Source organism: Ectobacillus sp. JY-23, assembly GCF_023022965.1.
GTDB lineage: Bacteria > Bacillota > Bacilli > Bacillales > Bacillaceae_G > Ectobacillus.
The window spans coordinates 2,183,326-2,206,172 of the sequence record NZ_CP095462.1; the positions used below are offsets into that span (position 1 = coordinate 2,183,326).

The 22,847-nt window shown below is 39.0% G+C and carries 14 protein-coding genes; 2 read left to right on the forward strand and 12 right to left on the reverse strand.

Annotated elements, in window-relative coordinates; genetic code table 11:
- Positions 1 to 75 precede the first annotated feature (75 nt).
- Entirely contained in the window at positions 76 to 2,610 is a 2,535-nt protein-coding gene (locus MUG87_RS11315) for a peptidase S8 (RefSeq protein ID WP_247082151.1), read from the reverse strand.
- Positions 2,611 to 2,959: 349 nt separating this feature from the next.
- On the opposite strand from MUG87_RS11315, the gene MUG87_RS11320 reads away from it, so the two are divergent.
- Complete coding sequence (locus MUG87_RS11320; RefSeq protein WP_247082153.1) at positions 2,960 to 5,095, forward strand: S8 family serine peptidase; 2,136 nt, start codon at positions 2,960 to 2,962, stop codon at positions 5,093 to 5,095.
- 42 nt (positions 5,096 to 5,137) lie between these two features.
- Here the strand turns inward: MUG87_RS11320 and wecB are convergent, their stop codons facing one another.
- Positions 5,138 to 6,253 carry a non-hydrolyzing UDP-N-acetylglucosamine 2-epimerase gene (gene wecB / locus MUG87_RS11325; RefSeq protein WP_247082155.1) on the reverse strand — a complete coding sequence of 372 codons (1,116 nt, stop codon included), beginning with the start codon at positions 6,251 to 6,253 and terminating at the stop codon, positions 5,138 to 5,140.
- Positions 6,254 to 6,468: 215 nt separating this feature from the next.
- On the opposite strand from wecB, the gene MUG87_RS11330 reads away from it, so the two are divergent.
- Positions 6,469 to 7,860 carry a right-handed parallel beta-helix repeat-containing protein gene (locus MUG87_RS11330; RefSeq protein WP_247082157.1) on the forward strand — a complete coding sequence of 464 codons (1,392 nt, stop codon included), beginning with the start codon at positions 6,469 to 6,471 and terminating at the stop codon, positions 7,858 to 7,860.
- A 101-nt stretch (positions 7,861 to 7,961) separates the two neighbouring features.
- Here the strand turns inward: MUG87_RS11330 and tagH are convergent, their stop codons facing one another.
- The 10 genes from tagH to MUG87_RS11380 form a co-directional block, all read right to left on the reverse strand.
- Positions 7,962 to 9,587 (reverse strand): teichoic acids export ABC transporter ATP-binding subunit TagH, encoded by a 1,626-nt coding sequence (tagH, locus tag MUG87_RS11335; RefSeq protein ID WP_247082160.1) that lies wholly within the window; start codon positions 9,585 to 9,587, stop codon positions 7,962 to 7,964.
- Positions 9,588 to 9,602: 15 nt separating this feature from the next.
- On the reverse strand, positions 9,603 to 10,409 hold the full coding sequence (locus MUG87_RS11340; protein ID WP_247082162.1) for an ABC transporter permease: 807 nt from the start codon (positions 10,407 to 10,409) through the stop codon (positions 9,603 to 9,605).
- Between the two features lie 156 nt (positions 10,410 to 10,565).
- Positions 10,566 to 11,450 carry a DUF6270 domain-containing protein gene (locus MUG87_RS11345; protein ID WP_247082164.1) on the reverse strand — a complete coding sequence of 295 codons (885 nt, stop codon included), beginning with the start codon at positions 11,448 to 11,450 and terminating at the stop codon, positions 10,566 to 10,568.
- A 99-nt stretch (positions 11,451 to 11,549) separates the two neighbouring features.
- Positions 11,550 to 12,827: a nucleotide sugar dehydrogenase gene (locus MUG87_RS11350; RefSeq protein ID WP_247082166.1), complete on the reverse strand. Its 1,278-nt coding sequence runs from the start codon at positions 12,825 to 12,827 to the stop codon at positions 11,550 to 11,552.
- Positions 12,828 to 12,855: 28 nt separating this feature from the next.
- Complete coding sequence (locus MUG87_RS11355; RefSeq protein ID WP_247082168.1) at positions 12,856 to 15,552, reverse strand: alginate lyase family protein; 2,697 nt, start codon at positions 15,550 to 15,552, stop codon at positions 12,856 to 12,858.
- 117 nt (positions 15,553 to 15,669) lie between these two features.
- The gene (locus MUG87_RS11360) at positions 15,670 to 16,680 is read right to left on the reverse strand and encodes a glycosyltransferase (RefSeq protein ID WP_247082169.1); all 1,011 of its coding nucleotides are present in this window, start codon (positions 16,678 to 16,680) and stop codon (positions 15,670 to 15,672) included.
- A gap of 11 nt (positions 16,681 to 16,691) precedes the next feature.
- Complete coding sequence (locus tag MUG87_RS11365; protein ID WP_247082171.1) at positions 16,692 to 19,811, reverse strand: CgeB family protein; 3,120 nt, start codon at positions 19,809 to 19,811, stop codon at positions 16,692 to 16,694.
- Positions 19,812 to 19,823: 12 nt separating this feature from the next.
- Positions 19,824 to 20,090, reverse strand: a complete 267-nt coding sequence (locus tag MUG87_RS11370) for a hypothetical protein (RefSeq protein ID WP_247082179.1) — start codon at positions 20,088 to 20,090, stop codon at positions 19,824 to 19,826.
- 67 nt (positions 20,091 to 20,157) lie between these two features.
- Positions 20,158 to 21,456: a glycosyltransferase gene (locus tag MUG87_RS11375; RefSeq protein WP_247082181.1), complete on the reverse strand. Its 1,299-nt coding sequence runs from the start codon at positions 21,454 to 21,456 to the stop codon at positions 20,158 to 20,160.
- Positions 21,449 to 22,648, reverse strand: a complete 1,200-nt coding sequence (locus MUG87_RS11380) for a glycosyltransferase family 4 protein (RefSeq protein ID WP_368042539.1) — start codon at positions 22,646 to 22,648, stop codon at positions 21,449 to 21,451. Before MUG87_RS11380 ends, MUG87_RS11375 begins: the two co-directional genes overlap by 8 nt.
- Between the last annotated feature and the right edge of the window lie 199 nt (positions 22,649 to 22,847).

Genomic DNA, 22,847 nt, shown 5'->3' on the forward strand with positions numbered 1-22,847 from the left:
AAAAAGCTTGATTGATTTATGCACGTATCTCTCTTTCACTAAAAATGAGACACCTGTACAGGTGCCTCATTTCATTTATTTTACTTTCACAATGCTCTTTCCACTTACATTCTTCGCACCATCTGTCGCTGTAATTGTGAGCTCTGTCCCTGTTTTTTGTTTTGCAATGGCGATAGAAAAACGACCTTTGCTGTTTGCTTTGCCTGTTCCAATCGTTTTTGTACCGCTCATTACGGTTACAACTGCACCTGCTTCGGTTTGTCCGATGACAGATGTAGATTTACTACTTACCGTCTCGACAGTTGGCTTGGCCGGTGGTGTAGCATCTTTTACAGGAATTGCGACCGGATCACCAACAACACCTTTGTCACTGATAGCCGATACATGCAGAACAGTCCCCGCTTTTTGTGCTTTAATTTTAATTGTGTAGTTTCCTTTTGCATCAACCGGGGCGTTACCTATAATGGATTTGCCATTTTTGACAATAATAGATTGCGCCTTTGCTGTTCCTGTGATGACCGTATCGTTGTCATCTACCGGTTTTACAGTTGGTTTTGCAGGCTTTGGATAGGCAAAGCCAAGCGCATGCAAGACGCGAGATGCATCTAGGCGGCCGCTGCCGTATTCTTCATCATAACCCAGTGCACCTAAATCTACTGTGTTCTTTGTTAGGATTTGCTGTACTTCATTAGGCTTTACATTCGGCTTAATGGAGTAAATTAAGCCAGCTATAGCCGCAACGTGCGGCGCGGCCATTGATGTACCAGACAAGTACATCACTTCACCGTCATGCATCAAGCTTGGAATTCCTACACCCGGTGCGACAATATCTAAGCCCTTGCCAAAGTTGGAGAACTCGGCACGCATATCAGCAGGATCTGTTGCACCTACACTAATTACATATTCGGAGCTTGCCGGATAGCTTAGCTGTCCTTCTCCGTCGTTACCAGCTGCCGCAACAACTGTAACTCCTTTTTGCTTTGCATAAATCAATTGCTTTTCAATGGTCTCACTAAACTCGCTAGAGCCAAGGCTTAGGTTAATGACCTTTGCCCCTTTATCTACCGCATGGCGAATACCTAGTGCAATTTGTTCCACCGTACCACCGCCATCTGCATCCAATACTTTTACAGGCAGGATGTTAGCAAACGGGTTGATACCTGTCATCGAATAGCTGTTGTTGCCTAATGCCGCGATCGTTCCTGCGACATGTGTGCCGTGGTCATTATCATCAATGGCATCATCATCTTCATTTACGAAGTCTTTATCTAGATCTGTGCGTACAACAGACTTTAAATCTTGCACTGTGTAATTGGTGCCTGTATCAACGACTGCAATCAGCGTATTATTATATTTTTTGCCAGCTAAAAGGCTGATGATATCCTTATAGCGGATGTCAGCTCCTTTTTCGCCGCCTGCTTGACCATTATTTTCCAGAGACCAATGATATTGGTATTGAATATCGTTTGCGAACGAGCGCACGATGTGATTTGGCTCTGCATATGTAACGGCCGGATGGTTTTGCAATAATGCAGCTAGTTCTTCTGGTGATTGATTGCCTTCATATTTCAAAACGTATGTATTCGCAATTGCAACACCCTTTGCTGTCATTGCCTCTACCTTGACCTGCTTGCCAGATAGAGCTCCCGCCGCCTTTACCATCGCATCTTTGGCAGCTGTATTGTTTACAGAGACGATAATCTCGTTGTTTACGTATTTCTTTGATTTTTGCTTGAGCTGCAGCTGCTCAACCAATACATTCAGTTTTTTACCTTTAATTCCGACAGCATTGACTGTCGTCCACTGTGCATTTACTTCTTTTGTTACAGATGTCGTGGATTTGCTTAATACAAGATCCTTTAATCCAATGATAGTTTGATAGTCTTTATCTGTGATGGTATAATCGCTATTTTTACCCTTTGCAATTTTTTCAAGCTCCTCTAGCAATGGTCGTAACTGCTCGAGGTATTTTAAAATTTCATCGCGATACTTTTTATCCTTTACCACATCAAACACAGTTGTAGCCGATACCTTATAATACAAGGAAGTAATTTCTTTTCCGACCTTTGTTTGGTTTAGTAAAGAGTCACGAATGGTACGCATGCTCGCAAGTGTTTGAAGGCTTGTTTTTTGTCCTTTAACAGATTCCTCAATCATACACATACCGCCATCCTCTTCGCGCTCACCCGGCGGTTTTGTGACAGCTTCTGTATTGATTGTGTAATCACCTGCAGCTTCCGCTACTACTTTAATATAGTAAGGACCTGTCCAAGCAAGTGGATACTCTAATCCATCCACTCGATTTTCATAATTTGCATATGTAAACTCATTTTGTGCACTTTGTAGGTCTGCATACACGGTAAAGTGCGGTGTACTTGTACCGCTCACCGTGAAAAACACGTGACTTGCAGTAGACACGTTTTTCCCTGGAGAGATTTTAAACCACGCTTCTTCTCCAGCCTTTAGCTTTCCTGTTGCTGGTGTACCGAACTTCAGCTCGACAGCCTTGTCCATTGGGGCTGCGGCAGTGCGAAGTGGACTGAGAATAGATAGAATGAAAGTAAAACAGATTAGCAAACTATAAACCTTTTTCATTCGCTTTGACATCATGTGCTTGCTCCTCTTCTAAATAGGTATTGTGCGTACTACATTACTTCAACCAAACTCACACATATCCTATTATAAGGAAATATATATTTTTTGGAATATTTTTCTTGAGTAATATATCATAGATTTCAAAGAAAGGAGAATAATGGTTCATAAAGTACATGCAAAATAAGAGCTTACGATTGTCGAATGCAGTCGACCTGTAGCGAGAGGAAAAGATTGCATCCCCTTCTGTTGTAGCTTATCATTAGCATGTTTGGTTTTATATTTACATTTTTAGATATATAAGTACTTACACTTCATCTACTACACATATCACAGCCAATCATATACATACAAAGGGGGAAACAATGTGAAAAAATTAAAAAGCTTACTAATCAGCGCTGGGTTGCTGTGCACACTGATTCCATTTCAGGCACAAGCAGCGGGCGTGGATGAGCCTGTTAAAAAGGGCAGTACACCGCTTTCTCCCATCCTGCAAGTACCTGAGAAAAAGCAAGAGAAACAGTCATTCGCCACTGCTTCACAACGAAGCAAAACATCAGCATATAAGGCAAATGAGGTGATTGTTAAATTTAAATCGGCGGTTCAGGTACAGAATTTAGGCGCACTTGAAAAAACACTTGGTCTTTCCGTAAAGAAGACAAGTAAAGGCAACGCGAAATTAGCATTGCTGGGATTTACGTCTGGTTTGAAGGCTGAAGAGGTAGCGCGACTTTTACGAGCGACAGGTAAAGTAGAATATGCAGAGCCCAATTATAAGCTCTATCCGGCAGCTACTCCGAAAAGCGTCAGCGATACGTATTTTAACTACTTATGGGGACTGAAGAATACGGGGCAATATGTAAACGGCTATTATGGCACGGCAGGCATGGACATTAAGGCAGAAGCAGCTTGGGAAAAAACAAAAGGAAATGCCTCTGTTGTTGTGGGTGTGATTGACTCCGGAACTGATATTTCCCATCCAGATCTTATGAATAACATCTGGGTGAATAAAGGTGAGGTTCCAAGCGACTATATAGATAATGATAAAAATGGCTACGTGGACGATGTAAATGGCTGGAACTTCTATAATGACAACAACGTCGTATACAACTATTGGCACGGTGACAAGCACGGGACACACGTATCTGGTACGATTGCCGCTTCTTCTAATACAACTGGCGTTGTCGGCGTCGCACCAAATGTGAAGGTCATGCCGATTAAGTTTTTAGGACCGGACGGCGGCAATACATTTGATGCTGTTGAAGCCATTAACTATGCGAAAAAAATGGGCGTGAAAATTACAAACAACTCTTGGGGCGGCAGTCAATACAGCTCAGCTCTATATGAAGCCATCCGCGATTCAAACGCGTTGTTCGTAACAGCTGCAGGTAACGAAGGCTACAGCCTTGATTGGTATTCCCAATATCCGGCCGCCTTTGACCTTGATAACATCGTTTCCGTCGCAGCAATTGATAGCGACGGCTATCTAGCAGATTTCTCTAACTACAGCACAGCGTACGTGGATTTAGCCGCACCTGGCGATCATATCGCCAGCACACTACCTGAGAATTCGTATGGTTTTATGAGCGGTACGTCTATGGCAACACCGCATGTTTCTGGTGTAGCGGCGCTGATGCTGAGTGCGAACACAGCTTATAAAACCGCAGATTTAAAAGCAAAATTGCTTGCTAGTGTGACAAAGCTATCCACACTAACGAACGCAGTAAAGTCCGGTGGCTTATTAAATGCAAGCGCGGCTGTGTTCATACAAACGGACAACGAGATTCCAGGTTTACCTTTTAAAGGAACGAGTGTAACAAACACATTGAGCTCCTCTGATAAAGATGACGTGTACGCCATCGCTTTAAGTCAAGGCGATCGTCTCAGCGTTTCGATGTCCGGTGCAGCCGGTACAGACTTTGACGTGTATCTATACGGACCCGGTGCGAAAACAGTACAAAGCAGCGATGGTATTGTAGCCTATTCGGAAAAGAATAAGACTTCTTCAGAGGGCGTTGTATACACAGCACCAAAGTCCGGCACATACTACATCGATGCCTCCGCCTTCTCAGGCTCTGGGCAGTATACGTTAAAAATTCAAAAAAGCGCCGGCACTGGAGCAGGAACATATGAAAATAACTTTAGCGCCCTCACCTACATGGGTACATGGAACACCATTTCATCATCCAGCGCATCCGGCAGCTCTTACGCTGTTGCCAATACAAAGGGCGCTAAGCTGGAATTTGTCTTTTACGGCACAGGCGTCTCTCTGCGCGGCGTAAAAGCAAATAACCAAGGAATTGCTAAGGTAACAATAGATGGTGCAAGCAGTGAGGTTAGCCTGCATGCGACGTCGAGTGCATATAAAGCAGAGTATTATAAGAAAACAGGCCTAAGTAACGGTCGCCATGTATTGACGATTGAGTGGACGGGTAAAGTTGCAAAAGGGGCCCGTAAGTCAGCCTCGAATGTAAATATTGATTCGATTACGGTTTATAAGTAAGAAAAGCACGGGCGTCCCGTGCTTTTTATCATGCGCATATGTTTACTTATTAAAATAGTTAATAATCGCGTCAACGATTCGTGCAGAAGCATGGCCATCTCCATACGGGTTAGACGCTTTCGCCATTTTTTCGTATGCTTCTTGGTTAGATAGTAATTCATTCGCAAGTGAAAAGATTGTTTCCTCATCAGTTCCAGCGAGTTTAAGCGTGCCTGCTTCAATACCCTCTGGACGTTCAGTAGTGTCACGCAACACCAATACAGGTACACCAAGAGAAGGCGCTTCTTCTTGCACACCACCAGAATCTGTTAAAATCAACGTGGCACGTGCCGCAAAGTTGTGGAAATCGATTACATCAAGCGGTTCAATTAAATGAATACGCCCATTTTCTCCTAAAATTTCTGCTGCTGTCTCACGCACAACTGGATTCATGTGAACAGGATAAACTACTTGAATATCCGCATGCGCTTCAACAAGTCTTCTGATAGCACGGAACATATTCCGCATCGGTTCCCCTAAATTTTCACGACGGTGTGCTGTCATTAATACGAGGCGATCGTTACCAACCTGCGTTAAAATAGGATGCTCATACGTATCTTTTACTGTTGTTTTCAGTGCATCAATAGCTGTGTTTCCAGTTACGTAAATATGTGCTTCCTGTTTATTTTCATTTAATAAATTCGCTGAGGATTTTGCTGTTGGTGCAAAATGAAGATCAGCCAATACACCAGTAAGTTGGCGGTTCATTTCTTCAGGATATGGAGAATACTTATCCCATGTACGAAGACCCGCTTCTACGTGGCCAATTGGAATTTGGTTATAAAAAGCAGCAAGTCCCGCAATAAAAGTTGTTGTTGTATCACCGTGAACCAATACAATATCTGGTTTTGCTTCCTTCATGACTCGATCAAGACCTTCTAAACCTCTTGTTGTTACATCAAGCAATGTTTGACGGTCTTTCATAATATTTAAGTCATAATCAGGTGTAACACCAAAAACCTCCAGAACTTGATCCAACATTTGTCGGTGCTGTGCGGTTACTGTCACGATAGATTCAATTTGCTCTGTATGTTTTTCTAGCTCTAAAACGAGCGGAGCCATTTTAATAGCTTCGGGCCTTGTACCAAATATAGTCATTACCTTTATTTTCCTGTTCATATGTACATCTTCACCTCTGCGAAATAATATGACCCTATCATACAATAAAATAACAGTATCGTGCAAAAGCATTGGTGTCATTTTGAACTTAATGTTAAACTATTACGTACGATGTTAGGCCCTCTATTTTATAGTGACAAACATTGTAGAGGCTATTCATCTTTTCCTGTAGCACTTATGCAGCTACAAGACTTATATAATTTAGAAGGTGTAGTATGAAAAAAATACATAAAAAGTTATTGATATCTATACTTATTTCTTGCTTGCTTGTAACTCTTTTTATTGTGTTAAGAAGCTTCTGGTATAAACCAGCAGTTTCTATTACGAAGCGCCCTGCTCCTGTCGCAGTACCAGCCACACCTATGGTGCATACACCAGAACAATTTGGCGCAAACGGATTTGATACTAAACCTGATACCACGGCGCTACAAAAAGCGCTAAACGCTGGGGGAATTGTTCAGCTACAAAATCATGCTACCTATATTATTGATCGGCCACTTGTAAGCAAGCAATCTATTGTAATTGAAACGAAAGACTATACACAAGCACCTGCAACTATTTTGCAGCAAAGTGAAGAGACTGCGTTTATTTTTGAAAACAAACCAATCGCTTCTACAACAGTTGCAAAGAATGTGGCTTATAATAAACCGTATGTAGTAGTAAAGGACGCAACAGGCATGAAAGAGGGAGATTTACTGCATTTGCGCTCCACAAAGCTATGGTATTGGGATAATCGAGGTTACTTAACAAAAGGTGAGCTTCATAAGATTACAAAGATAGAAGGTAATATTATTTATTTAGATCGCACCACACAAGAACGTTACAAAGTTGATCTAACAGAAACTGTCACTGCTACGGCTTATCCAAACTCAAAATTACAAATTCGAAACGTTTCATTTGCCCATCCTAACCCATATAACACGGTCATGATGAAAGTAAGTTATACGAGTAATGCTCACTTTGATAAATTATCCATTAAAAATTCACAACGTGTGGGACTATTGTTAAATGCAACATTCCAAAGTGTGGTCAGTCAAGCCAATGTGAATTTAGGAACCACTAAGGACATTACATCTGGTTATGGTATTCAAGACTACGGCGGCTCGGAAACTCTCATTACAGATAGTACCTTTATGAGAGTGCGTCGCGGCGTTGATTTCTCTGGAGACACACCTTCGCGATATGGTACAGTCAGACATTCGAAAGCTTACGGCTATAAAGATGGTGTTCTTGCTAGTGGAAATAGTGGCTTTGGTACACATTCTACCGCTGAGCACATCACATTTGAAAACAACTATGTGGAAAACTTTAGCTATGGATTTGTCACAAGAGGAACGTATATTACCATAAAAAATAACATTCATACCGGCTTTAGCAGAAGTTTTGTCGCCACTTCCTATGGTAACCATGTCAATTTATTGAATAATACTTATAAGAGTAGATACAATAGCTCCTTAGAAAATTTTGTAGTACTTTTGGATAGTTATCGCGGCGATATGATTGCTTCAGGAAATACGGTAGAGAATATAAAAGGTCCTTTTATAAAAGGGAATGCTGCGCAATTAGATAAAACAACTATAACTGACAATAATATTAAAACAAGATAAAAATAACTTCCCCCTCAAACATATAGAAATTATGTTGTAAGGCGGAAGTTTTCTATTCCTTAATTCTTATATATCCTACAAAAAGAGAGCATAGCGCCCTCTTACTTTTGTGTCAATGATACACGAACTGTATCTTTTGTTTGAACTGTTTCTGTTATAGTAACATAGTATCGTTCTGTTTCAAATAGAATGTGATTTACCCCATTGTTCTTTACAATCGGTTGTTCTAGTAACGAAGCAGCCTGTGATATAGAAAGCTGTAAAGCAGGTAATGTAATGTTATATACTCGATCCTTCCAAAGGATAAAAGACACAAGGTTTGAGCCTACAACAATTTTTTCTCCGGACACTTTAGACTGTTTTAGTTGTACAGGATATGTTGCCTTTAACTGTTCCTCTGTTTTTTCAAAGTACTTTGCAAGGCTAAGTAAAGTTACCTTATAATCCTCTTGCATCGTCTTATTGAAAATATTCAGTGTCGTATCAGGTAAAGCTTTTCGATCAGTTGCATATCCAGTAAGCCATTGTACACTCATCCAACCAAGTGTGCTGTCCTTCAACTTCAGCTGTTTCCAAACGATATTCTGCTCCGCATCCCTTTTCTCTTGTATCACTTCATATACTTCTCCGACATCTGTGGTCATGACTGGAGAGCTCATTTTATTGGGCTCTTTTCGTATCATCACATCTGTTCCGTTTACAACATGCATATTCTTAACAGCTATTCTCTTCTGTACAACAGGAGGTTGCTCCTCTGTCTTGTGTTGTACAGGTTGTTTCACTACCGATGCGGGCCTTTCCTGTACCTTGCTCTTATTATGCTTATAAGCATATGTAGCTCCAGCACCTCCAAGGGCTGCTATTGCTGCCAATGTAAGAAAGGGAAGTTTTCTTCGTTTCCGTTTTTTTCGCTCAGGAATTGGTGTATTCTGCAATAAGCCATGTTGGAACTCTTTAATTTGAGATTCTCTTAATTGCCTTCTTTCTTCCATAGTCATTTTGTTGAAATCCCTTAGGAAGTCCATATAATGATCTACTACTTCGGAAGCATCTCCGTATTCGCGAATAGTTCCATAGTGCAACCAAATTGCTTTTGTACAAAAACTTTTCACCTGTGCCAGAGAATGACTAATAAAAAAGATTGTTTTGCCATTCTCCTTAAATTCATTCATTTTGTTCAAACATTTATCTGTAAATGTTTGATCTCCAACAGATAGCGCTTCATCAATTACAAAGATATCTGGATCGATATGAATGGAGATGGCAAATCCAAGACGTGATTTCATGCCTGAAGAATATGTTTTTACAGGCTGATAAATAAATTTTCCAATATCTGCAAAATCCATTACCTTAGGAGTAATTTCTTTGATCTTCTCTTTTGATAACCCCAGCATTAATCCTTTAATTTCTATATTCTCTATCCCTGTAAGCTGTGGGTTCAATCCAGAACCAATAGCAATGAGCGCAGCTGTACCTTTTGTAAAGATTTGTCCTTCATTTGGCATAGTCACACCTGCAATCAAATTGGAAAGTGTACTTTTCCCCGAACCATTTAGGCCGATAATTCCCACTACTTCACCTTCAGGAACCTCAAAAGAAATGTCATTTAAAGCATAATGATACTCGCCTTGCTCTTTACTTGAAAATAAATCAAGAATTTTTTCAGAAGGTTTGTTATACATTTTATAACGCTTCGTTACGTGTTTAAATTTCACTTTATATGCCATGTGGTTACTCACCTTTTATAAGTAATCAACAAATTGTTTTCGGAACTTAATGTGCATCGTAGCACCAATCACAAACAATACAATTGTAATTGTCCAAAAATACAATGTGTATCCAGAAAATAAGACGCTCATATCTCCATATACAAGAGATGAACGATACACTTCAATGATATAGTAAAACGGATTCAATTTAATTATCATTAAAAAGAATTCCGGCATATTTTCTTTTGGTTCCCACAATACAGGGGTTACGAAAAATAACATCCGCATGAAGGATTGAACTAACATATGAACATCCCGTAGCACTGTTGAAAAGGTGGATGTTACAAATGCCAAACACACCAAAAATACAGTTAATGAGCCCACACCGTAAATTAAACCGAATATATTTATATCACTAAAGCCCTGACTAAGTATTACGATTCCTAACAGAACAATTAATAATAAACCATGTGTGTATAACTGAGCAGACACTACGTATGTTGGAATGATACTTAAAGGAAAATTCATTTTTGCAACTGTATTTAATCGGCTATAGATTGAGCTTGAGCCTTGTCCGGTTGCAGCGCTAATAAAAAACCATGGAATCAATCCACAAATCATCCAAACAAAATATGGAATTCCCTGTACTGGCTGCCCGCCACGAATCCCAAGACCAAATACTAGCCAATATAAGGACACTTGTATTAAAGGATTTAAAAAAATCCATAACGACCCTAATGCATTACTTGCATATGCTTGCTTTAACTCGTAAGCAGATAATCTCCTAATTAAATATAAGTTTTGAAACTGCTCTTGAAGTACTGTTTTAATAGCATTCATACCCTACCCACATATTCCTTCTGAAATTCATATGATTTTCTTAATTTCACATGCAACTCACGACCGTTGCATACGATTGAGCCTGCCATTTGAGCAAACTTCATATTGGCTATATCCATACTGCCATTCTCTCCTATCCGAAACATAACAGTGTTCTTACTGACACAATTTTTCAAAGGTAGTAATAAACTCACGGTAATACACATCCTCATAATGAAACGGAGATAGTCCCCACATATGTGATTCTGAGGCAAGGTATTTTTCCGAAGGTTTAATTACTACGATACCAGGTATGAGTTGCTGTAATTGCTGATAAAATCCCTGTAATATACGATTATTCTTCTCATTATCACTTAAGATATCCGCATCAAATGAACGAACCTCTCCGTCTTTTGTAACATATTTATCTTTGTAATATGCTTCATGGAGAACAAGCTGAGAAGGTTCATATAGTGTTACGATCTTATCTGCAAATCTTTGCACAGCATCATTCCAAAGCTCATCCCTTTCTTCAACAGAGAAGCGGGCATGTTTACGAATATTTTGAGACAATTTACTGTTGATAAATTCACGTGACCTGGTAACGAATGCATTGCCAGATTGAATCACATCAAATCGTTCATCAATAAAATCAATAATAAGGTATTCCGGTTTTCTTAAAGCAATTTGTTTGAAGAAGGTTTTGTTGCAATCACTTAATACCATTCGCTTCTGAAAGGCACTTGTTAATGCTATATCTGTTTCTTTTACTTTTAAAGAAGGCGACATTAAGCTAACCAAAGATGTTCTTGCCTGATAATAATTGATTGTAAATTGCTTTTTTTCGTCAAAGTTGAATACATCTCGTGTCACACAACTGCCTAATATGCCAATTGGTACAACCTTACTCTCAGGTTGCACCTCTTCCTTAGTAGCTTTCTCTTCTATAGCCATACTTTCCGTATTACCTTGCAAAGAGCCATCAGGTATTTGTTGTTCTTGATCCGCCCGAACAAACATCCCCATCAATCGTGCAAACCAGCTCTCTTTTCTCTTTTCCAACACAACCCCCCCTTTACCACGAGCGAACGGATAAGTCTTTGAAAGTAGTAAGACTGTTTTCGTTGCTGAACTCACAACGAAAACAGTCTTATATCATCATTACACCATAACAGCTGTTTGTTTTAGGAATTCATGCAAATTACCGAAATTCACAACCTTCATTTTATCATGCTTCGCTGCACCAACACAATTTCTTGTATCGAATAAGAATGGTGTTTTCATAGAACCTACGAATTGGTTATAGTCCATATCTTTAAATTCATTATGATCTGTTAATACTAAAATCATATGAGCATCTTTCGTTGCTTCTTCGGCAGATACTAAGCTTTCGTGTACAACATGCGGGTCATGTGCGGCAACATGGATCCCTTCATTACGAAGCAAATCAATGATATCCATTGCTGGACTTTCACGCATATCATCAACATTTCCTTTATACGTTACACCGAAAGCAGCTATTTTAGGTGATTCTTCTCCAGCTAGAAGCTGTTTTACATTATCAACTACATAATGGGGCATAGATACGTTCGTATCGCGAGACAATTTAATAATGTTCGCAAGCTCAGGTGCTTTCGCCACAATAAAGTAAGGGTCAACTGCTAAGCAATGGCCCCCAACACCAGGGCCTGGGCTATGCAAGTTTACACGTGGATGCTTATTTGCCATCTCAATAACATCCAAAGCATTGATTTCTAAGGAGTTACACACTTTGGTTAACTCGTTTGCTAATGCAATATTTACATCACGGAAGGTGTTTTCCATTAATTTGGACATCTCAGCTGTTTTAGCATTTGTTTTAATAATTTCACCTTCTACAAGCAAGCCATATACGCGTGCACCAGCTTCAGCACAAGCTTCTGTTACACCGCCGACAATTCGGTTGTTATGAACCAACTCATGCATAATTTGACCTGGTAATACGCGTTCAGGACAATGTACAAGAAAAATATCTTTACCTACTGTAAAGCCTGCCTCTTCAACCAAAGGTTTTACGTAATCATCCATGCTGCGTGGGGCAATTGTAGATTCTACAATAATTACATTTCCTTTTTTTACATGAGGTAATACTTGTTTTGTTGCAGTTAATACATATGTTAAATCACAAGACTTATGCTCATCGTTATGGTTTGGCGTCGGAACCGCGATAATAAATACATCTGCTGCTTCAGGTGTTAAAGAAGCTCTGAATAAGCCTTTATCTACCACTTCTTTTACTACTTCTCCTAAACCTGGCTCTTCAATGTGAATTTCGCCTCTGTTCAATTTCTCCACTACCTCTGGATAAATATCCACACCTACTACCTCAGCACCGTATTTAGCAAACATTGCAGATGTTGGCAATCCGATATATCCAAGACCCATTGTACAAATTTTCATAGTTATATCCCCCTAATATCATAGTAGATTAAAATTTCAAGAGATTCGTATTCCTAGCAATTACTTGCTTGTCCGCGTTACGAACATATATGCGGCACATGTACTCACCTGACTCTTCAATATTATAAACATACTCGCTATTTAAGCCGTATGGTGTTTTATGAACAACTTCTTTGTTTCGATATACATAGTAGGCATATCGTAAGCCTTTTCCCTTTGCTGTACATTTTGCTACAAGTCTATTACTATCTTGCTTCTCAATTTTTACATTTTGCATCACAAATTGACTTTGTTCATGATTTATCGATGTAGTCGCCTTATACTCAATATCAAGAAGATTACATACGCGCTGCAACATATAGGAATAGAATGTGGCATTAGAATCCTGCTGTGTGATGTTTTCAGTGGTCAATTGAAGGTTACATCCCGCATTTAAGCATATGTCACGCACATTATCTACATACGAAATGTATTTATGCCCTTTAACACCCACTTTTATATGCAGATTCATATTGCTTTGCAAAATCTGAGAAAAGGCATCTAGGAGTAACCTATCGTAGTACCGATTACAGTGGGGCATATTGCTTTTTGTAACATACTGTACAATAGCCGCTGCATTGTTCTCATTAATCAAGTGCTCATTAGATTGCATTTGTGGATTACTTACTATAATGTGACCAAATTGGTATTTTGCACCGAAATACAAAGCGGAAAATCCATTCTTTTCAGCACCAATTAATGTTACATCCTTGTGCAATACAGAGTGCGAAGACATAATCCGTTGAATCAATGCAATTACAGCATTCTCCTTTTCGTATCGGCCTTCTTCAACACAAGGTATTTCAGAATCTATATTCACACTGGTGATAAATAGTTTATTAACAGATACATACTGCAAATGCTCATTGTACTTGCTTTGACTACTTTGATCACAAAAAACGACTAAAAGCTTATTTTTATTCTCCGCTTTTGCAGGATGTAAAGTGTATGTGATTGCATTATCTGGTAGCAACTGTGTTGCTGTTTCAGTTATAAGAGCAGACCGTTTTTCAAAATCTCCTCTCAAAGCAAAATCTTTCATGCGAAATTCTGTTTCACAAAAGACATTCGTACCACGCATTGTAACTTCAATTACAGTGGCAGGTAGCTTAGCCTCCATTTTAGGGAACACCCAGCCTTGCACCTGTGGTTTTTCTTGCCCTGTAATTATTTTAATTTGTGCAGGTACACTTGCTGAGATGAAGATCTCCATTACTTTTGTACCTTTACGGAACAACTCAACTGTATTTTCCCAAACACGTACACGAATATCTTGTGCAACATGCCAAAGTAACTTATACTCATGCTCATCCGAAGACTCTACAGTATCTGTTACGTGTATTACCTGTTGCTCCTTCTTATATTGAACACGGCGCTTATGAGCAACACCTTCGTAACGCAAATTTATACCTGTAGCTTCCGCTTGCGACTGCTCTATATGATAATCAGCAATGTATACCTTGTCATATTGTTTATCTGTTCTCGGTAAACTTCTACCATCAACAACAAGCGTATTGTGTGCAAATGATGAATAAGCGTATTTAGTAAAGGGGTCTTGATAATTATATCCGTTTGGGCCAGCTTCTGTGATAATCTCTCCACCTGCGTAAATATGGAGATTTAAATCATCGCTATGCTTGTGATAATCCGCATTATAAGCTGCGGTAAACAACACATATGTTGCTTTATCCTTTTTATTCCAATCATCTCTAAAAATAGCATAGCCAGCTTCTGCAAACACTTTATCTGTCTCCTGCGGGACTTCCCCTTGTTTACCTTTTGTTACAGCATATAAATATGCATTGCTATCATATAATTTACCATAGCTACTTTCTAATACTGATTTTGCCTCTGTATCACAAAGGGGCGGTAGATATCCATCAGGTCTAATAATATGAACCGAGTACGGCTCAGAATTTTTATACATACTAAAGAAAGAATTACTTACTTCTTTATCTATATCATTCATCCATACTACCAGTTTCTTAATATAGGAAGCCACCATTAAATGATACGATGGTGAGTGTTCTTTATGAACACCATCTGCTGTAAAGGTTGATAAGAAATAGTCTTCCAAACGTTTAACTGCTAGCTGTTTATAAAACATACTTCGTTCATTCGTATCACCATAATATGCTGCAAAGAAAAGCAACGCCATATCTTGAAACATACCATGATTTGTATTTGTGGAATGGAAAAAATCTTCACTTAGCAGTTCTGCTGTTGTCCACATTCTCTCTTCCAGCAAACACATATCTTCCGCTGAGAGCACTGTCTGCGCAAAGATATAGAAGCGTAGCCAGTACTGCAAGCGCAATGCGGTAGTTTCGTCGTGATAAGCCATTGTTCCTTTATGCGTTTCAAAGGTGTGTTTTTGAATCCAATCCCTGATTAAATCCATACCTTTTGTAAGATATTGAACTTGTCCGGATTCTCTATAAGCTTCAATCAAACATCCTAAAAAGGTGTGTCCATGAATTAATCTAGAATAACTGCGAGACCTACTGTCTTCCCAATCAACCAAACTTTTGTAAGTTACCACTCCAAACGGAGGCAATGTGTATGCATTTCTGGTAACCATGAGCTTAGCTGATTGTAGAAAATCTTTATTACGGCTGCCTGGTAATGCATCAATAATAGCTTGTATTTTATTTGTTTTTAAGTGAGAAGGAAGATTTTGATCCACTCTTGTTTCCCTCCAGTTTTATAACGTGCATATTGCACTTAACATCTTTCATACTAACAACTAAGCCAATCGTTATCCATACCATTTTATTTCCAAATAAGGAAACTGGACCAGCAACTATACTGTTGTTAGTTGCTGAAGCAATGAATGCCAACGCGCTCCAACAATTCGGATATCAAAATTTGAAGCGTATTCCTTTACCTCTTCTCTAACACGTTCCATTTGCTCATCATCTAATGCGTTTATTTCTTCAATTCGTGTCACGCATTCATCTACATCTTGTAATAAGTAATGGGAAGAATAGATTGTGTCACTGCCATCCCAATTTAGAATGACCGGATACGCTCCAGACGCCATACCTTCACTTGGGGCTAAATGAAAGCTTTCAAAATCACTTGTAGATAATACAAAGCCAATCTTTTTAAACCATTCATCCATATCCGAACCAAACCCATCAAATACTACAGCATCTTTCCAAGGCGCTTCATTAATACGCTCAAATAGGTTTTCGTAATACTGACGTTCCTCTTCCTTCTTCCAAAGCCAACTGTAATCTTGTGGTAGCTTTCCTTTTACAAACAATTTATATCGAGAATCTTTTAACCACAACTTTTCCAAAATATCTACCGCTAAGTCCAAACGTTTCATTTTCGGACAAATCCCAATAATACCTAAATGATATTTCGCTGTGTTTGTATCCTCTTTCTCTTTATTTAAAGCTTCCACATCTAACGTATTGAAAAGCATATACGTTTTCTCACGCGGAATTTTGAATGCCCGGTAAAACTCTTCATAAATGTGAGGTGAAATAGCTACAATGGCATCAATGTTATCCATATAAAACTGTTTAGGATAAATGGTATCTAGCTCCTGTCTATGCATACGTACAATTAAACGTTGATGAGGTAGCTTATGATGAGAATACCATACTGCATTTCCAAGTCCCCATTCACATACAATAACATCTGCCCATGCTAGGTATGCTTTACTTTGTTCCGTATTGTGGACGTTATGACCTGCCCACTGATCGACTCGCAGGTCATAGCTCCCTTCTTTCTCTAGATAGTCCATAATCAATTGTGCAAACTTTAAATCGTGTCCAGCAAAAACAATTTTTGTTTTCTTCATAATCTCCTGCCTCATATCTCAATTTGATCTTTCATTGCTTCAAGTTGCGCGCGACCAGCTTTATGATAAGCTCCAGAAATATAGTTATATTTGTCACTGCTGTACATTGTTTTTCCATATTTAAAGTAACGTGAGAAATCCATACCTTGTTCAAGATTCGTTAGTAATTCTGCCAGAGGTTCTTTACTGAATACATCCGTTTTAGCAACAGTGCGATTTGCCGCCAGGGACGCCACAAACTCATACTCCGCTCCTGTCTGTATTTCTGTTAGTTCTCCGCTCTGCATTGCCATATACGTATGTTTTCCAATAAAATCACTGTTAGTAAATGTAGTGCTTAACATTAAATCTGTTAAATAATACTTACCGTAATAATCATGATTCGCAAAATAAGCAACATATGGTGTTGGAATCCATTCCAAGATATTTTGATAATTATGCATATAGCTTCGTATAAAGGTTTTAATGGAAGCTTGGTTATATTGAGAAAATAAGTCTAAATAGCCTTCAAATTTATCAATCAGCACATATAGCTCTTTATTTTCATACGCCTGCTGGTTAAAAGCCTCCAATGCATGCATAAATTCCTCTTTTGAATGAGCAAACGCCAAAACAGTCACTTTTGGCAAAGCTTTTTTAAATTGTAAGCCTACCTTTTGTACAATATCACCCAATCTATGCGTATACGTATGTTTACTTAATACCTCTCTTATACCAAGTAACGCCTTTTGACGATATGCTTGCTCATCACGTAAAAGCAGACGAAACGCATCTTCAATATCCGCCTCATTTTCTGAGATATACACCAAATCTCCGAAAATTTCTTCTATCCCCTGTGCATACGTACTTACAACAGGTGTACCGCACGCCAATCCTTCAAATACACGGCGCGAAAACATAGTTGGGGAATACTTTACTGTGTTTACATTGATCATAACTTTGTAGCCCTTATAAGCTTTGTCAATCTCATAATATTTTAAGCTGCCTTTGATATAAGGCTCAAAACGCTCTGGGAAACGATGGTTTGGCATCAAGCCTTTCTTGGTTTTCTCATAGTTTCGATCGAAAATCTCCAAACCATATTCTGCAGCTTTATCTAGCACTCTGTCCATATCAACACTACGGTCTTCATGATGACGGTAATACGATCCGGCAAAACAAGCTTTATTTTCACGCTCTTCCACAATTTTAATGGGATTATGAATCACTGGTTGCGCCGCAAAAGGCAGTGCATATACACGGTCATGACCGGCTTGTTCACAATAACTTGGAATCATATTCTCATCTGTTGTGAAGATATGGTCAAATCGTTTAGCCGTATCAATAAAACGCTCAAAATGCACAGGGTCCTCTTTATTCCAAAACACTGTAGGAATATCGTTCTCGTTACACCACTGCAATAAATTGTGTAACGGCTTCATATTTTCCTCGCCGTAATACCCTACACGCTTGTTCCAACTGCCACCATTTCCGTTCCAGGCTGATTCTACCATCAACATATCTGGTCGTTTTTCTGTTAACACTTCTAGCCAGTTATCAGGTGTAAAAGTAATTAATTCGCATTCCGGCTTATAGGAGGCTGTAGTAAATTCATCAAAAATAACAGCCATTCTAAGTTTTTCTAAAGATTTGGGTGCCACTAGTCCTAATACATCAGGTTCGCGGTGACTACCCCAATGTAGTGTAGAGTCTGAAGCCACTACTTCCATTTCCTTAATCGTAACTTCACGTATTTTAAAGTTACCAGCACCTGCGATACGAAAAGCAAAGCGGAAACTAGTTACATGCGGTGGGACTTGCACAATCACAGGCTCATTTAACTTTATATTTAATACACTTACTTTTTCTGTTTTGCTATAAGTAATAAGCATTGCCAACAGCTCAATACCTTCTTCCATTTCCGCGTGCACCAAAAATTCATATATAAATTGCGGTCGAACAGGCATGATATGATGCTCAGGAAGCAAGCCAAAGCTGTTATTTTTTTCTTTATAAGATACATACATTTTTTTATCTTGCGGAACATCCACTTTCGCTACTAAATCATCTTCATGATTTGCCATTTGTATCGCTTTATTAGCACCAAACCAATCTGTACTATGCAGACTAAATGTTACTTCGTTTGTAATTTGTACAGGATGCTCATTAAAGCCAAGATACATATTCATCGCAAATCCAGACCCGCTTACTCGAAGCAGTATCTTAATATGTGTTGTGTCTTCACTAAATTGAAGTACTTTTCGACTATGGAACGGAATTTGATGTATGTTTCCACGTCTGCTGTATCGATATTCCGTTATCAACAAGGACAACTTCACATCTCCTGTCACTTCAGCACCTGCATAAAATTCGTAATAGTGCTTAGGTTTGGGATGTAAAACTGTTTCCTTAGGTGCTTCTTGTAAACCTGCCTTCTCAAAACAAGCCAAATAAGAAAATTCTTTCCCACTCATTTTGGACTGTAATATGTTCTGCTGAGGATAATATATAATTTGATAATCTTTAGATACATCAAACAAATTATCCTTCGTCATCGCAATATACTGTTGGTAATCGGATGGTTGATGATTTGCTTCATTGAATTCATTTTGTAACCAATAACCCATATTTCCAACTACAATATTACTGATATAGAAGCTTCCTTGTCCTGCAATCCGGATAGCCAAACGCATATAGTCCGCGCCTTCAGGTACAACGATAAAGCTTTTATGATTGAAAGGAATTTCCTTTACCTCTGTTTTCTCACCATTTGTATAGAAAATAAGGCTAAGTCTTATATCAACGCTTCCAGTTTGATTGCCTTCAAAAATAACAGGAAACTGCTTACGTTCAACTGCAATCGCATGCTCACCAACCTGATTAAAGTGAGAGTTTGGTTCTTTATGCAACACGTATAAAGACTCACCTTTGTTCAAGTTCACTTGAAACTCTGCATTGGATCGATTAAACGTTAATGACTTGTGATTCGGAATATACCAATCCGTATAAGTTAAATGTTGAAATTTCCCAACATTGATAACGCGAAATGCGTCTTTGACCAGATTTGTCCCCTCACCTAAAGAGTAATCCGTACTTAACCATCTTCTCTTTTTTTGAATTTCATCTAACTTAACACTGATATAGTCCTTCATTAACAATTCCTCCTACCTATGCAAGCGGTTCTTCACTTTTTTTCGTAGCGCCCAGTAATTTAGCATCACCTTACCTAATATTGAATTGCTTAAGGCTCTGTAACGCTTCTCTAAATAAGTAAGCTTATCATGGTATCTTTTTAATTCAACTAGCTCGCTCTCACGTAAATTTAGTTGCTGCTGTAGCTCTTTTTGCAACACCCTCGTCCGTTCCTCTAGCAAGGATAAGCGATTGTTTAATTGACTGTTCTTTATCTTTAAATCTTCTAATGATTCCACGGATGCTTCCCCCCAACTTGTTTAAAATATATAGCACACCACTCATAACAGCACTTTTAATAGATCGTCATACAAACATGCGTTGATAAATTTCCAAAAACACTTCCTTCTCATGTTCCCAGTTATATTTTTCACGTGCGCGGAACGCATTCTGACGCATCTGCTCACGTTCTTCAGGATGATCGAGCAAATAGTTAACGCCCTCTGCAATTGATGCAGGATCGTGAGAGTCTACACATACACCAGTATGCTCGCCCTCAACAACGCGTTGAATTTCTGGAAAACTACATGCCACCACCGGAATGCCGCTCATCATATATTCAAACAGTTTGTTTGAAGATGCAGAGTAATGATTAAAGTTTGTATTATTTAAAACTTGAAAACCTAAGTATGCATTTTTGGTATAGTGCGGTAATTGCTCTACAGGCACTTTAGATAGAAATTTCACTCGATCGTGAATTTTCATTTCATCAACAAGCCTCTCAAGGTCCGGTTTAATACGACCGTCCCCAATAAATACTACTACACCCCTCTTTATTAGGGGTACCGCTTGTACTACCTTTTCCAGACCGCGTCCACTTTGGATACCGCCTTGATATAATAAAATTGGCTCTTCTTTCGGTATGTGCAGCATTTCATGCAGGTTCACTGCAGAACTATTTTCCGGTCGTGTGACAAAAGGGTAGTTATGCACAACCTCAGGATAAAATCCGTACAGTTCTTCGTTATACTTTGCGCGCGTGTGATTCTCCGCAATCATAACATCGATGAATTGCAAATATAGTTTCTCCATAATGCCGTAAATTTTACTATCATATCCTGTTCGGCTTGTTTGTACTTCGTGAGAGTCATAGACCAGCTTGCGTCGTCTTAAGAGCTTAGCGCACACAATTCCTTGCGGCAGCGTGTTTAAATCATTCGAGTGATAAATATCGTAGCTTTTTTTCATGCCTCTAAGCACCATCTGCGTGGCAATAGAAGCTCGCAAAAACAGTGTACCTATCTTAGGGTGCGAAAGTACCATCGCCGCGAAAAGAAGCAGCATAGTTGGAACAAACAGCTTCCATAGCGCAAGCAATACAAATACAGCAGCTACCGCTTTTGTCATTACGTTTTTGAAGACTAGTCGTTTTACTCTCTTAACCGTACCGGACATCTTAGGTAGCACTTTCAACTTATTATTTACGCGATATACTGTAAACCCTTCCGGCCGTTGCTCTTTTTTCAGTAGTTGTTCATTTTTCCAGTCATGAATCGCGATTAAATCCACTTCATAGCCGGCTTCCGTAAGCGCTGTGCATTCACGCAATACACGTGCGTCATTCGTAAAGTGGTTCCATACAAACATACATACCTTTTTAGACATGCTTCTCCTCCATTATGCTAAGTAAAGCCTCAATATTTGTTTTCCAGCGCAGCTCTTGATAAGCATACGCATGTCCATTCTTTCCAAGTTGTTTACGTAATCCCGGGTCTTGTGCCAGCCTGAGAATACTTCTCTCAATCTCCTCTGATGTACGCGTCACTGCGACAATACCACATTGCGCTTTTTTAATTACTTGATGCGCATAACCGGACACATCAGCCACCATAGGCTTGCCAACACACATATAATCAATGACTTTACCGGGCAAAACTGTTTCAAAAACTTCTTTATCACTTAAACTCACATACGCAATATGCGCCTTTGCGACTTCTTCTAAAGTTTGCTGTCGATTCTTTGGCTTTAAAAATCGTATATTGGTAAGGTTTTTCTGTTGAATCAATTCCTTAACCACATTCTTTTTGTAACCATACCCCACAATTACAAACTCAATATCTTCATACACCTGCATACGCTCTGCCACTTCAATCAGCTTCATAATGTCTTGGGCGAGTCCAATATTACCTGTATAAATAACTGTCACCTTTTCTGTTTGTGTATCCATCGGTAACATATGCAGTTCACTATCCGTTAAAGAATTCGGCATAAACGAAATGCGCTGAGGCGGAATTCCTTTTGCTTCTATATACGTTCGAAACCCTTGACTATTAATAATGATATGATCTGCATGCCGGTAGATAAATCGTTCTAGCCAGTATGCACTTTTCAGCACCCAGCGCTGTTGAAAGACTCCTACACCAATCAACGAATCCGGCCACAAATCCCTTACATCCAGAATTAATTTAGCCTTCATTTTACGTTTAGCAAATATACCAGCTAGCGGTATAAAGATGGCTGGTGTAGATACAAATATATAATCATATTCCTTTTTCAGGCGCAAAGTACATAAGATAAGCCTTGCAGCCACCTCAAGATACAGCATAAGACGCTTAAAAATGTTATGTGTGTACTTTCTCGTTTTCGGATGAATTCGTACAACATCTGCTTCAATATGCTCATCTGTCCAGTAAGCTTCATCCTTATACAAATTTTGATTTGGATAGCTAGGAGAAGGGGTAAGCACCGTCACTTCATAGCCAGCTTCCTTCAATTCCATATATATATTTTTCATCCTGTTAGCGGCACTGCCGATTTCAGGATAGAAATTTTGCGTAATCATTAGCACTCTTTTCAACCGAGCCAACTCTCCACCCATTTCAAAATTGCATTTCCATTTATTCCTACAGGTTAGTATGTCTATACCCTTTCATTTACTATTCAATATCTCATAACAAGATTATGAAATTACTGGCATGATTTACTTTTATAAGTGTACTATCACTGTTATAAAAACACAAAGCAAAACTCTTCCAATTTGATAATCTGGATATCTG

Excerpts from the sequence above, each read along its gene's own strand:
- MUG87_RS11315 (WP_247082151.1), bottom strand. The coding sequence starts at position 2,610 with ATGATGTCAAAGCGAATGAAAAAGGTTTATAGTTTGCTAATCTGTTTT.
- wecB (WP_247082155.1), bottom strand. The coding sequence starts at position 6,253 with ATGAACAGGAAAATAAAGGTAATGACTATATTTGGTACAAGGCCCGAA.
- MUG87_RS11330 (WP_247082157.1), top strand. The coding sequence starts at position 6,469 with ATGAAAAAAATACATAAAAAGTTATTGATATCTATACTTATTTCTTGC.
- tagH (WP_247082160.1), bottom strand. The coding sequence starts at position 9,587 with ATGGCATATAAAGTGAAATTTAAACACGTAACGAAGCGTTATAAAATG.
- MUG87_RS11340 (WP_247082162.1), bottom strand. The coding sequence starts at position 10,409 with ATGAATGCTATTAAAACAGTACTTCAAGAGCAGTTTCAAAACTTATAT.
- MUG87_RS11350 (WP_247082166.1), bottom strand. The coding sequence starts at position 12,827 with ATGAAAATTTGTACAATGGGTCTTGGATATATCGGATTGCCAACATCT.
- MUG87_RS11360 (WP_247082169.1), bottom strand. The coding sequence starts at position 16,680 with ATGAAGAAAACAAAAATTGTTTTTGCTGGACACGATTTAAAGTTTGCA.
- MUG87_RS11365 (WP_247082171.1), bottom strand. The coding sequence starts at position 19,811 with ATGAAGGACTATATCAGTGTTAAGTTAGATGAAATTCAAAAAAAGAGA.
- MUG87_RS11375 (WP_247082181.1), bottom strand. The coding sequence starts at position 21,456 with ATGTCTAAAAAGGTATGTATGTTTGTATGGAACCACTTTACGAATGAC.